The sequence below is a fragment of the Candidatus Woesearchaeota archaeon genome (assembly GCA_027858315.1).
Classification (GTDB): domain Archaea; phylum Nanobdellota; class Nanobdellia; order Woesearchaeales; family UBA583; genus UBA583.
This window is the reverse complement of record JAQICV010000097.1, coordinates 1-14,048: the sequence shown is the minus strand read 5'-3', so window position 1 is coordinate 14,048 and position 14,048 is coordinate 1. Positions and strand designations below refer to the sequence as shown.

At 23.7% G+C, this 14,048-nt stretch carries 14 protein-coding genes; 5 read left to right on the top strand and 9 right to left on the bottom strand.

Annotated elements, in window-relative coordinates:
* Positions 1-989: hypothetical protein (locus PF569_09450; protein ID MDA3856461.1), on the bottom strand; the 989-nt coding region annotated here is incomplete at its 3' end.
* On the bottom strand, positions 986-1,975 hold the full coding sequence (locus tag PF569_09445) for a P-loop NTPase fold protein (GenBank protein ID MDA3856460.1): 990 nt from the start codon (positions 1,973-1,975) through the stop codon (positions 986-988). The genes PF569_09445 and PF569_09450, both read right to left, overlap by 4 nt.
* 209 nt (positions 1,976-2,184) lie before the next feature.
* On the opposite strand from PF569_09445, the gene PF569_09440 reads away from it, so the two are divergent.
* From PF569_09440 to PF569_09430, 3 genes are all read left to right on the top strand, one after another.
* A complete protein-coding gene (locus tag PF569_09440) occupies positions 2,185-3,051 on the top strand; it encodes a hypothetical protein (protein ID MDA3856459.1) in 867 nt (288 codons plus the stop codon).
* Positions 3,052-3,183: 132 nt separating this feature from the next.
* A complete protein-coding gene (locus PF569_09435) occupies positions 3,184-3,636 on the top strand; it encodes a hypothetical protein (GenBank protein MDA3856458.1) in 453 nt (150 codons plus the stop codon).
* Between the two features lie 2 nt (positions 3,637-3,638).
* Complete coding sequence (locus PF569_09430; GenBank protein MDA3856457.1) at positions 3,639-4,076, top strand: hypothetical protein; 438 nt, start codon at positions 3,639-3,641, stop codon at positions 4,074-4,076.
* A gap of 79 nt (positions 4,077-4,155) precedes the next feature.
* Here the strand turns inward: PF569_09430 and PF569_09425 are convergent, their stop codons facing one another.
* The 3 genes from PF569_09425 to PF569_09415 form a co-directional block, all read right to left on the bottom strand.
* Entirely contained in the window at positions 4,156-6,333 is a 2,178-nt protein-coding gene (locus PF569_09425; GenBank protein MDA3856456.1) for a DEAD/DEAH box helicase family protein, read from the bottom strand.
* On the bottom strand, positions 6,330-8,084 hold the full coding sequence (locus PF569_09420) for a site-specific DNA-methyltransferase (protein MDA3856455.1): 1,755 nt from the start codon (positions 8,082-8,084) through the stop codon (positions 6,330-6,332). Before PF569_09420 ends, PF569_09425 begins: the two co-directional genes overlap by 4 nt.
* A gap of 110 nt (positions 8,085-8,194) precedes the next feature.
* Complete coding sequence (locus PF569_09415) at positions 8,195-9,730, bottom strand: TM0106 family RecB-like putative nuclease (protein ID MDA3856454.1); 1,536 nt, start codon at positions 9,728-9,730, stop codon at positions 8,195-8,197.
* Positions 9,731-9,886: 156 nt separating this feature from the next.
* Between PF569_09415 and PF569_09410 the strand changes: the two genes are divergently transcribed.
* Entirely contained in the window at positions 9,887-10,915 is a 1,029-nt protein-coding gene (locus PF569_09410; protein MDA3856453.1) for an integrase, read from the top strand.
* Positions 10,916-10,947: 32 nt separating this feature from the next.
* Here the strand turns inward: PF569_09410 and PF569_09405 are convergent, their stop codons facing one another.
* Positions 10,948-11,070: a hypothetical protein gene (locus tag PF569_09405; GenBank protein ID MDA3856452.1), complete on the bottom strand. Its 123-nt coding sequence runs from the start codon at positions 11,068-11,070 to the stop codon at positions 10,948-10,950.
* Positions 11,071-11,213: 143 nt separating this feature from the next.
* Complete coding sequence (locus tag PF569_09400) at positions 11,214-11,474, bottom strand: hypothetical protein (GenBank protein ID MDA3856451.1); 261 nt, start codon at positions 11,472-11,474, stop codon at positions 11,214-11,216.
* 211 nt (positions 11,475-11,685) lie between these two features.
* Here PF569_09400 and PF569_09395 point away from each other — a divergent pair, with 211 nt between their 5' ends.
* The gene (locus tag PF569_09395; protein ID MDA3856450.1) at positions 11,686-12,447 is read left to right on the top strand and encodes a site-specific integrase; all 762 of its coding nucleotides are present in this window, start codon (positions 11,686-11,688) and stop codon (positions 12,445-12,447) included.
* On the opposite strand, the gene PF569_09390 is transcribed toward PF569_09395, so the two are convergent.
* Together PF569_09390 and PF569_09385 are read right to left on the bottom strand one after the other, a co-directional pair.
* The gene (locus PF569_09390) at positions 12,448-13,272 is read right to left on the bottom strand and encodes a hypothetical protein (GenBank protein ID MDA3856449.1); all 825 of its coding nucleotides are present in this window, start codon (positions 13,270-13,272) and stop codon (positions 12,448-12,450) included. It abuts the gene before it with no gap.
* Between the two features lie 32 nt (positions 13,273-13,304).
* A partial coding sequence (locus PF569_09385) for a hypothetical protein (GenBank protein MDA3856448.1) occupies positions 13,305-14,048 on the bottom strand: 744 nt, incomplete at its 5' end.

Here is a 14,048-nt window from a genome sequence, read left to right as displayed (position 1 = left end):
TTTATAAATATTTCATCATTAAAAAGTTCAACTAAAAAATTTAAATTAAATAATGTTAGATAAGGATATATCTTAATTATTTGTAGATACAATATTCTATGAAATTTTTTTTTAGCATCTTCACTTCTAATTGATTGTATTACATTTTTAAATTGTTTAATAAGTAAATTATTAGTTTTAATTTGATTGATATCTAAATCAAAAAACACATTATTAAACTTAACTTTATCTTTATTATCATTTCCAAAAAATACATTTATCATTGCAGTTGTAAATTCTTGAAAAGTAGAAAGTTCAGTTAAAATATCTAGACTTTTATCTAAAAACTTTTCTTTGTATATTTTAGAAAAGATTTCTTTATATTTAGTAGTATAAAAGAAATTAGTATAAATATAATTATTGTTAGAATTTGAAGAATTTGCCTCAACTAATGTATTTTCTTTAAAGATTTTTAAAAAATAATCTAAATTGTTACTAAAATAATCATTTATCTTTTTATTAACTTCATTCTCATTGAAAACATAATCTAATTTAAATCTGTCTATAAATATCTCAACTTCATTCAGAACTAATAAAGGACAAACTATACTTTCAGGTTTAAAAGGTTTGATTTTATCTAAACCTCCATAATAATCTCTAAAAGATATCGTCTCATTTTCTCTTAGTTTATGAATCTTATCGTCTAATATTTGGGATGGCGAATTAAAAAATATATTCATTTTTTGAGGAAAATAAAATAACATAAATTGAACATATATAAATTTTTCTTCTAAATTCGTTTGTTTATTTTTATTATAATAATCAATAAGGTTTTTATTCTCTTTTCTTAAATGAGACTCTAACAGTTTAAAATAATTATTTTTTATGTGGGCTTGTGAAATTACAAAATTTTTAAATAATTTGATTTCTCTTGGATTATCAAATAAATCTAAAAATTTCACAATTGCTTCCTTTACTTTATTAATATCTAAAATCATAATTTGATTCATTTTCCTACCTCATTAAATATTTTGTATAATCCTAATTCTGATTGTGATGGTAACAATATATAGGAATCCAAAAATTTCACAATATTTGCCATTAAAAAATCAAAATCTTTTTTCTTTTCTTTATCTTCCTCAATGTCTATCCTCTCATCTTGATATTTTGTTAAAGAAAAAGGTAAGAGTATTTTTATTTTTAGATTATCATTAGTTAAACCATCCCTTATTAAACAATTTAATATTTCTAAAACTCTTACAACCATATTCTCATTACACCTATCTAAATCATCAATAACAAGAATCAGAGTCTCTATTTTTTTTCGTTTCTGTTTTGTGTTTAATAGTTCTTCAAACTTATTTTGAAATTCATCAATTTTAATTGGTTTATGTATAGTTTTTTTCCCGAAATTATCGGGTCCATATCTATAGATTAAGAAAGCAATAAAAAGGGTTGCAATAGGGCTTAAAAAAGTAAAACATATTAATAAATATTCACTCAAATCAAAATCTTTGTAAATATTTAAGATAATAAACCAGATGATGGAAAGAATTGAGATTATTCCTAAAAAGAGATATAAGCTATTAAAAATTTTATTATTATTCATCTTTATTTTAGAGTTATCAAGTTCTATTCTCTCACTATATAAGCTTTCATTGAATTTCTCTTGATTCTTTTTATGATTAAGTTCTTTATTTAAATTTTTTAGGAGTTTTCTAATAAATTCAATTGGCTCATAACCCCAAACTGAGGTATTTATGAAAACAATATCATTATCCTTTTCATACCTATTCTCCAATAATTTTATTATGCCTGATTTTCCACTTCCGTAGTTACCAAAAATCCCAAAAGAAAAATCTTTATTATTACTTTCTAAAATATTATAAATAGACTCAACATAAATTTCTTCATAATATAATTTATCCTCATCTTTGCTTGAAATTGGTTCATCAATTTCTAATTTTAAATCTGAAATCAAGTTTTTTTTTGTCACTAAGTAGTATTAATTAAGGAAATGTATATAAATCTTATGTATGTGTTGTTATTTGTTTCTTAAATTTTTAAATTATATTTATTTTTTAATAATCTTTTTATTATTAAAAATACCTATAATCTCGTAGTTAAAGGCGTTCTCAAATCCGTTTATAAATAATATTCACTTCTTATAATTAAGTTCAAATGAGCTTAAATTCAATCGGGAAAATGGAGAATAACAATTTATCAAATGAATTAAAAGAGATTAACGCTAGTATTGAAAAACTAGAAAAGAAAGAGGATTTAATAAAAAAACTATATTTAGAAAATCAAAATAATACTGATTCTTATTACAATAAAAAGATAAATATTATCAAAGATAAACAATTTAAAGAAATCTCTAAACTTAGAGAACAAGAAAATGAAGAACTAAATAAAATCAAAGAAGAGAGAGAACCATTTCATAATAAGAAATATGATATTTTAAGAACTTTCAAATTAAACTCAATCAAAGAAAATTTAAACGAAGAAATCGAAATAAAATATAATGGTTGGAGTAGAAAAGATATTGAAACTTTAAAAAATGAAAATCTAAACTTAATAAAAATTGGTTCTTTTACTGCAATAAATCAAAATAAACCAATTAATAAATATGATTTGAGAATTGAAGTTTATTTTAAAAACTCAAAATTAGAGAATTATTTTAATATTAGATGGGGAAATCAAGTTTTTGAAAAATCTTTCAAAACAAAAGATGAAGTTAAAAATTATTTAAATAAAAATTATGAAAAAATCATATTAGAACATAAAAACAAACATGATGAAATTTTTGCAGAAATGGAGAAAATTAATATTAAATTAGATGAGGAGTTTAATTTTAATATTATTAAAGCTTATTCTCATCAATGGAAATTAAAAACCAAAGAACGAAATAAAGCAATTTTCATAAATACTTATGATGAAAATAAAAAGTTTGAAGTTGAATTTTTAGGAAATAATAAATTTAAATTATCGGATGAGGAAGAAAAAAGAGAATTCGAGTTAAGTTTAGAATATTCAGTTTATAATTTAACTCCTGAAATAATTATAGAATAATTATTATTATTTGTTTAAAATGCCTTTGTAATTGAGTTTAAAGGCGTTTAGAAGTTTGTTTATAAATATTTAAGTATTAATATAATTAAGTTCAAATGAGCTTAAAGCTTGAACTTGAATCAATCGGGAAAAATGGTTAAAATAAAAAAAATACAATTAAAAAGTTTAAAAGGAATTTCAAAGCTCTTAGAGAAAAGAGGAGTTGATTTAACAACTGCTAAAACAGGAGATGTTTATATTAAGTTAGAAAAAAGCGGAGGATTAATGGATGTTGTAATTGAAAAAATTGCAGATGATAGAGTTAGTTTTGCTTTTTATGGAAAATTAAACGGGGATGTTATGCGAGATCCTGAACTTACTTTTGTAATAAGTGAACAATTAAAATATAATGCTAAAAAGGGAACTATGGATAAAGTAGTTTATTTAATCCCTGAATCATTTCAAAATGATTATGTTGGAGTTTATGATGAAGTTTATTATATTAAAGATAAACAAGTTTATTTCAAACCACAAGGACAAAAAAGTATAATTGAGCTTGTAAAAGATATGAACAACAATATTTTAATGAGAGTAGATGATTTTTAAAAATGGTTTCTAAAAAACCAATTTTTATTACTGATTTTAATGCTCTTGATAGATATAAAAAAAGATTAGATAAAATTGAATCTGAGAGAGAAAGAATAAGAAATTATAATAAACTAGCAATGAAAGAAAAAAGAAAATTGATTCATCATAAGATCTTACATAATCTTAGAAATAAGGCTAATTTCACTAGAAAGAAAATTGACTTTCTTGAAACTAAAAAGGATTTAAAAAGTAAAGAGTATGAAATAAATAATGTTTTAGTTGTTGAGAACTACAAAGAAAATCAATTAGAATTCCATTTAAAAGAACAATTAGGATATAAAACAATAAAAAAACTTGTTAGTAGAAATTTTGAATGGAATAAAAATAAAAATTGTTGGAGTATTGATTTAAATACAGATACTTTAAAGTATTTGAAAATCTTGAAAGAATTAAATTAAATCCAAACATTTTTATATCTTATAAGCCTAGTTTATAATTGTGGGTGGTGTTCGATTTCCCGATTGAGCCACCCCGTATTTATAGTTCTTTATCTAAATATTTCCAATCACTTAAAATATTTTTATCGAAAGAATAAACTTTATTATCATTAAGTCTCCAAGAACTATCTTTGAAATAAACTATTCCACCAAATAATTTTTTATTTTTATTTTCTTTTATGTATAGATGTAAAGCCTCTGCTTTCTCTTTTGTTATACCTCCTGCCGTTAAATCTCCTTTTGTTTCAAGTATTCCAACTCGTCCATCATTAAATTGAACTATAAAGTCAGGATAAAATGATCTATTTAACCCATTAGTATCTTTATACTCTATTGCAAAATATTTAGGCTCGACTTCCCCATTTTTATACCACCATTTAATTTTAGAATTATTATCTAAATAGTTAATAAAATCACTTTCTAAAGAACTATCAGTTATATCATAAAAAGGTTTCATAATTGATTTTTTGTAATTATATTCTTTAAAATTAGTCGCATGAGTTATAATTTTAGGCACTTCCCAAATACTTTCAATTATCTCTCTTTGTTCAACCAATGTTTCTACAAATGTCTCAGTATATAATTCTTTAGCACTATTAACTAAGTCTATAATTGTTTGAATATTATTTTTACTTAATATTGCTCTTTGAATTTCAGAATAACTTTCAATCTTTAATTTCTTATTAAAAAATTTAAATAAAGCAGTTTTCAATCTTCCGCTCGAATCAGATGGTGAAAAAGGATAACATAATCTCATAATTAAATTATCAAACATATATTGTAATTCCCTATTACTAATTTTAGTTTTAATTTCAGTTCCACCCTCAACAGAATTTTCATCATCAATATTTCCAATTTTTCCATCTGTTAAAATTATATTAATTAATATTGATTGTGCCATATTAATTTTTCTATGAGTGTTTTCTTTTTCAACAATTTTAAATAACATTTTTATAAATTGTCCTGAAAGTCTAGTTTTTTCTCTTTGTCTTTTTAAATAAATTGATTTTAATTTTAAATCTTTATATAATTCTTTATCTCTTTTTGATTCATAAATTGTAATATAATCTTTTGCTATGTCTTGAGCAATTTCAACTTTAGATAAATTAGTAAAAACATAACCTTTGTTTAATTCTTCTGAATTGTAATGTTTAAACTCAGGCATTCTCATAATTCTCCCTATGGTTTGAATTGAAAATGTAATGGATTGCCAGTCTCTAAATAGAATTAAAATTGAAGAACGAGGACAATCCCACCCTAAGGCTATTGCTTGTTTGAAAATTAATACTTCAACTTCATTATCTGTTTTTTCAATATTTGCTAAATTAACTTTATCTTCTTTATCAGATAAATAAATTGCTAGTTTGCCATTTTCAACAGTTATATTTTTTTCTTTTAAAATGCTTATTACATCATCTTTTCTATCAATCATTCCTTTTCTATTATCAGGCAGTTGAATTAAAATTAAAGGATTTACATTTGAACCCTCATTTGCATAAGAATTAACTAACTCTTTTCTTTTTTCTAAGGCTTGTTCAATAATTACAATATCGGTAGTTTTATTTGAGGCTTTTTCTTCATTGATTTCAGGATTTATAGAAATCTCAGATTTAATCATACCTTCTCCTCTAACATCATTGAAGTCAACATTGGCAATAGCATCTCCTTGAAGTATAGGAGTTGCTGAAACTTCAATGGTTACTTTTGGTGAGATTAATGAAATGATTTCTCTCGATTTATCTGAAGTTGCAGTATGATGACTTTCATCTATTATTAAAATAATTTCTCTATTATCGGATTTTGTATTTTCAATAATTTTATCCAAATTATTGTCTTTTTCATTTTCTTTAATATATAAATTATCTTTTTTGTTTATACTTTGCCAATTAAAAAAAAGTATTTCATTTTGATTTAATTTTTTATCAACTAAGTCTTCAAAATTGGAACAATGTAAAATTTGATTATCTTCGTAATATTGTTCTAATTTTATTTTAGATTGATTATGTAATTTATTTACTGCAATCCAAATAAATGCAAAATCTTTATTATCTTGTCTTTTGTCAACTAACTTTTTAAGAAATTCTGCAATCATTATAGTTTTTCCACTTCCAGTAGGTGATTTAAAAATACAAACTTTATTGTTGTAATTAAGTAGGTTTTCAATTTCTGTTTTTAATTTAGAAACTGCTTTTTCTTGGTATTCTTTTAATTCAATCATTCTTTAATTATCCTCCTATAAATATGTAAAATTGCTTCAGGAATTGGAGATAATTTGACTCTATCTCTAATTTCTCGAAATTCATTTAAGTCTAAACTTCCATCTAATGTGAAACAATAAACCTTAAATTTACCAGGTATTGTCTTTGCTATTTTAATAAAATCTTCTATACAATAATCTTCAAATATAATTCCTAAGTTAAACTTATTGTTTTTAAAAATTTTAAATTCATCATTATTTTCAATTTTTTCAAAAGCATTTTCCCTTATGCAAATCATTTCAGTTGATTTATCAACAATCTTTTTTTTATTTTCATCAGTTATTTCAGAATCAACAAAATCGGTTTTAAAATATCTTAAATTTCCACCTAAACCTTCAATATTATTTCCTTTATTATCTTTATATCCATTAATAACTTTACTTATTCTTGGATAACATACATCTTTACAAATATTATTTTCATTATTAGTGCATAAAATAAATTTCCTATTTCCATTATCTAATTTATTTAATTCTAAAACGGCGTGTCCTGTCGTTCCTGAACCTGCCATAAAGTCTAAGATTATTGAATTTTTTTTTGAAGTTAATTTAATAAAATCTTTAATTAACTCTAATGGTTTAGGATTATTAAATATTTTTTCATTAAACATTTTTTTCAACAAATTAGTCCCATTACCACTACTGTATTCTGCTTTATAAAATATAGATTTTGGTTTTTTAGTAGGCATATCACCAATACTAGGTCTTACTTTTCTAGCCAAGATAATTTTATTATTTTTATCTCTTTTAACAATTATGTCAAAAGGTTGTTTTTTTATTTTATCTTTACTCCATCTCCAACTCATTTCTTTATTGTCTGAAATAGGATAGATAATATCATCTTTTTTAGAAAGAGGTTTATTATCATCTGTAACATAAAGTGAATTATCTAATTTAATAAATATTGGAAAATATAAATTTGGTCTTTTGTGTCTAGGTCCATTTACTCCGCCAGCCTTAATTGCTCCAGTTTTAAAATATCCATATTCATCTTCTTTCCATTCATCTAATTCTTCATCTTCAAGTTTAAAATGACCTATATTGCATTGAGTTTTATTTCTTGAATAGACTAAAGTATATTCGTGAGTTCCAGCAAAACCAAATTGGTCTTGATTTCCTTTGAGATTCATAATTGTAGGAATATTTGCAATAAAATTTTCTTCTCCAAATATTTCATCACATAAAATTTTTAATTGAGCCTGTTCATTATCATCAATAGAAATAAGTATCATTCCTGAATTTTTTAATAAATTTCTAGCCAATTTTAATCTTTTTTCCATGAAATTAAGCCATTTACTATGTCTAAAAGAATCTTCTCTATCCACATATTTATCATTATAAATAAAATCTTTGTTTCCAGTATTATAGGGTGGATCTATATAAATAACATCTATTTGTTTTTGATGTGTGAAATTTAAAGTAATTAATGAATGATAATTATCTCCTTCAATTAATAAATTATTTGATTCTTCTTCATTATTAACTATATGTTTACTTGAAACTTCTTTAAGTAATGGAAATTTTTTTTGAAATTCAGGATTAAATATTTCTTTTGCATTCTCACCATCAAAATTCATAAAATAATCAAATTCTTCTTTAATTTTTTCTCTATCAAAAACCAAACCATAAGTTTTTTGTTTTCTTAAATGTTCAATTTCATCTACAAATTCTTGTTGTGTCCAATTACTATAATCTCTTTTTTTTATAACCATTCTTATTTTTATAGAATTATTGTATTAATATAGTATAAATTTATCAAAAAGACCTTTTAATGATTAATTAAAACTTATGAGTAGTTATATTGTGTTACTGGCAATTATATTTAACCATACCTCTTTAACATCTCTTCATATAAATATTCAGTACCTATAACATCATCTTTATTATAATCTAATATGATTTGTTTAAAATGTTCTTTTCCTGTAAGCCAATAGTCAAGCCATGCAATACTCTCTCCACCATTAGCCTCATCTAGTTTAAAATCATTTCCGTTTTCATCTTTATAAATATTATTCTTACATTCCCAACTAAAACCATAATAAGGTGCAACTGTTTTAATAGAATAATTATATACTGGCAAAATTAACTTATTATTAATCCATTCTGCCAAAATATCAAAAGAATTTTCCATTAATAAATCAAAATCCTCTTTAGATGTTCCATAAGCCTTAGTTAAATTTTTCCAAGCATCAATCTCATACCTAAAAAAATAAATTAACTTAAAAGTTCCTTTCTTGGAAATTTCTTTAATATAATTAATAAATTCATTCCAAACCTCACTCTCTTTATTAATATCAGGCGTAATAAACGAAATATACTTTTTCTCACCAGTTTTTCTATTAACTTCCCAAACTCCATGCAAATACTCAAACTCATGCCCCATCTCACCCTCAATATCATAAAATAACAAATAATCTACATTAAAAGGTTTTAAAGGATCTCCTAAATAAAACTCTTTATTCTCAACTATCGCCTGTGCTTGTTTCTTCATTCTATCAGTTTTAATAGGGTCATTACCAGTTAAAACATATTTAATCTTTGTAGTAAAATCAACTTTCTTATAAAAATCCTTAATAGTCTTAATACTTAATTCTTCTAAATCAATACTTCCTCTTTTATCCATTCCATAAATTAAACTACAATGTTGAATCTCTTCTAACTTTGATATACAAAAAGAACTCCATGCACAACTCCCACAAGAACCACATTTAAAAGCTTTAATTTCATAATTATCAGTCATAGAATTAATATCATCAATTATATTCTCATAAATAGTAGTAATAGGTGTTGTTCTATTGAATTTTTGTTGAACTGCATATTCAAACTCAACCTCTGAATATCCCTCTTTATCTCTAACCCATAAATATAACAAAGGTGCAACTCCTAAAACCTCCTTCATCATTTCCCTATAATGCCAAAGTTGTAATCCGTAATTTTTCTGTAATTCTTTTTTCTTCTTCTCAAATTTTGCAGGGTTTTTATCTTCATCTTCAAGATATAATTTTGCAGACTTAATATCAATCACATCATAAGAGTATTTGCCAAACTTTGAAGGGATATTATCATTTCTTCTCATTAAATCAGGTTTTCCTATATTATTACTATTTTCTAAAACTCCTTGATAAATCCATTCAACACCTTGCTTCATTAAAGCAATTGTTTCTTCATAACTTCTAGGCTCATGATATTCTTCAATAGTTTTAAGACAATCTGTTTCAAATTTATTTCCTTTATCTGCTAAATACAGCATAAATCCACTAGCTTCATCAGGCTTAGCATCTTTTTCAAATCTCTTTAACCAAATTTTTCTAGAACAAGTATTATAATCGTCTATGTCGTGAGCTGTTATTTTAGTCATTTTTTTCTAAATACCTCTTTTAATTGTAAAATTAAATTTTCTTTGTTTCAATATTTTGATCCCCTATAATTTAATTTTAAATTTTAAGATTTATAAAGCTTATTATATGGTCTCATTTAAATGAGACTATATAAACAAGAATGAAATTCTTTTTCTATGAAAGAAAGAGTAAATGTAACTTTAGATAAATCATTATTAAATATCTTAAAAGAAAGAAGAATTAAACTCTCTTCGCATATAAATCAATTGCTTTGGAGAGAATTAGCCTTAGAAAATGATAAAGAACATTTTCATAAATTCAATAATATTGAATATAAAAATGAATCTTGGCAATTTAAAGATAAGGATAATGAGATGGACAAGGATTTTAAATACCTATATCATATCTATGTTGATAAATATGATGAATTTCATGAATGGTTAAATAAACATTCCAAGGGATATAAAAAAAACATTACAAATGTTCTAAAAAATAGTTTTAAGAACAATTATAGAAATTTTAGAGAATCATTAAGGAAGGGAAAATATTCTGCCAAATATTACTCATTAGCATTTAGAAATTTAATCAATTATGCAGTTGAAGAAGATTTACTGAAAAAATCAGAAAGTATTGACATTAAAGATAAATTAAAACTTTATCGTTCGGGAATGGATTTTAAAGTCCCAGGAAAAAATGAAGTTATCAAATTATTAAACAAAATTAAAGAATATAATATACTTGATTATATATTTGTTAGACTCTTATTTGAAAGTGGATTAAGAATTTCAGATGTCAAATTTTTTCTAAAAACATTTACAAGAGATAATGTTGAGATTTTAAAAAGCATTTTCATCTGCCCATTATATCATTTTAGAGGTTCAAAAAGTTCCTTTTATTGTTTAGCTCTAAATGAAACATTTAATCTATTATTGAAAAATTATGATGATATGAAAAACTACAATGAAGAGCGTTTAAAAACTCATATTAAAAGAAATAATCTACTTTCTTTAAAGTACCTTAGAAAATATAATTTCACTTTAATGATAGAATATAATTTAAATTTTGAGATTGCAAACTTCATTCAAGGTAGAGCATCACAAGACATCGGATTTAATCATTATCTGGCAAAAAAAAAACTTGCAACTACTGAATATATGAAAATACAAAAAGAACTTAAAACATACCATGAAAAATTATATCAATAATAGTTTAAACTAAAATATTTAAAAAATAATCATTATAAGAACTCTATTTTCTCTACAATGCCACTTTTAACAAGCTTTAACACATCAATTTCATCTCCCATTCTAATAGGGAAATTTAAATTTTCTATTGCTATTTCTAATTGAACAATTTCCATGTATTAAAAATATATTTTTTAATTTTAAATATTATTGGGTTTAATTTGTGAATTTTTTTAGAGTTTGGGATAAATAATATAATCTTTGTTCAAAATTTACAAAATAAATTCCATTTTTAGTCTAAAAATTTACATACATAAAGTTACAAATTATTTTTTCTTTCCCTAATTCTTGCTCTAACTTTCTCCCCCTCGTTAGTAATTGTTATTTCATACTTAATATATTTGCCATTCATTATTTTTTCAATTTTAAGAAAACCAAACAATTCAAGAAAATCAATATAACTTCTTACTGTAGAATAATGTCTTTTAGTAACTCTTTCAATTTCATAATAAGAAATAGGTTCTGTTTCAATAAGTTCTAAAAATTCAATAATAATCTTTTGCTGTTCACTCAACTTCATTAAATATATTTAAGCGAAAGGTATATATATACAAACATCTCACTTAAATGAGTCGTCTAAATTAGAGGTTATTTTAATCTTAACTTAACATAACCTTTTATCATTTCAACATTCTAAAACAATATGGTTTTCAAACCTTCAAAATTCAAAAGGTTACGATTTCTAATAACTAATCATAACCCTATATATATCTTTGAGAGACTTATTATTTATGACCGAAATAAAAATTAATGATGACGGGACTATTGAAAAAGTAAAAAAGGCTGATATTGTAAAAGATATTAAAACTTCTAAGATGTTTGCACTAACTCCAGAGCAAAGGCAATTTCTAATTAGAGATATTAAAATTAATCAAAATTTGAAATTTAATCCAAAACATTTAGTTATGTTGTACCTTATGATTTATGCAGGACTTAGAAGAGGAGAGGTTGTTCAAGTGAGAAAGTCCTGGTTGTCTAAGAGTAGATTAATAATTAATGGAGTTGAGAGGGATTTGTTATTAATAGATATACCTTATAGAACTAATGATATTAGAAAGGGTAAAGGTAAATTTATATGGAAGGCTAAAACTAGAAAGTCTCAAAGAGTGACTATTGTATTTGATGAACATGTTTCTACATACATTGAGGCTTATTATGAAAGTAATCCTACAGGCGTTCAATGTTCAACAGATTATATATATAAGGTAGTTGCAAGTGATAAGAGATATAGTTTTAGATCTAGGATTGTAAATTGTGAAGAAAAAACAAATGAAGGGAATGATTTAATCATAGATATTGAAAAAGAGAGATTGAGTAATTTAATACCTCACTCACTAAGATCTACTTATGCTTATGTTTGTAAAGAGTTAGGTTTGGATAATGAGCAAATTGCTGAATTATTAGGTCATGACGATGTTAAAACATTAAAACAAAGCTATTTTCAAAATACTAGACAGAGCTTAGTATTATCGATTAGTCAGAGTTTGAGGTAATTAATCCCATTCAATATCTAGATTATATTCTTTTTTAAAATGTTCAAATTTATGTTTATACAATTCATCGCCAAATCCACTAGGACCATAAATTTGATTTATCTTAGAAAGAATTTCAGTTTTATTGTCTTTTAATTCTTTAAGAGCTAATTCTACATATTCTTCAAAAGGCTTAGAATAAAAATAGCCTAACATCTCATTTAGAATTTCATAGATTTCTTTATTTACTTTTAATAAATCAAATTCTTGTGAAGTTGGTATTTTATTATCTGATGTAATTGTTGAAAGTTTTTTTGAATTGAAATGGAAGAAACCATTTCTAACTCTATTTATCTTTATTAACTTATTTCTAAATTCAGGGATTTTAACATCATTAATAAAATCTTGAGCTTTTTTGTTATCAATAAAAGAACCTAATGTAAATTTTTCTAAAATAGATTCAATTAATCTATTGTCTTCTAATGTTTTAGAATATTCAAATTTTAACAAATACTCACAACAGATAATAATAGTTGAAATCGAAGACAAATATTTTCCATTATAATAAGATAAAAAAGCTTCATCAATTAAAGGAAGCATTAATTCTTTTATTTTATACCATGAAGACCTATTGATAAAACAATTAGTAATTATACATTGGAGTTCAATTGGGGGAACATAGTTTACTCTTGGCTTATCTATTTCAAAATCATCTTCATTTATTTCACCTAATTCAAAATGATTATCTCCTATTTTTTTTGCTGAATTTATCCATTTAGAATAAAAATCTATATCCTCATATTTTTCAGTAAGGTATTTCAAATGTTTTTCATTTTCAGTTTTCATATAAATATATAATGAGTGTTTTTTTAAATAATTTACTTTAATTTAACATCTTTAACAACTGCAATACCTTCTCCCTTATAGCAAGGTTTTTTCCAACATTTAATTAATTGAGAATTTTCATCATAAAACATATTCTCAGGAAGAGAATCATCTTCTAATTTCTTGTAGGTCTTAGTATAATGTTGTTTATTCCTTAAATAGAAATAGTGACCTCTAACTAAAAATTTATGGCTTAATTTATTTGTTGATTCAGAATTAAACTTTGAGATATATCTTTTTAATTCCTGATTTGGCTCTAGTTCAATTATAATTTCAGAACCTGGAGGCATATTCCTTTTAAGTCTTTTATTTATTTTTTTTTCTGACACTATCTTCTCAATAATATCAACTTGCTTATTATTTAACATATCACAAATATTAAATACAAAGTTAAAAGCAATTTTTCCAATATCTTCAAGATTAACTTCTTCATCTTGATTATATGAGTTTTCATCTTTATTGAAATCAAAATCTTTATCATTAAACGATTTTAGACTATGTTGATATGTAAAAGACTTAAGTCTGTTAAAATCTATAACATAACAACTAATTAAAACATTTTTATTAAAAGCTGTTTCTTCATTAGTTTCATTTTTAATTTTATTAATTGCTTCAATATCCGTAGAAGTTTCTTCATCTGCATTTTGAACAAAAATACCAATTAAATATATTCCCTTTGAGACTTTTAAACAAGTATTAATAAAAAAATAGTCGTATAATAAATTCTTATATTCAAA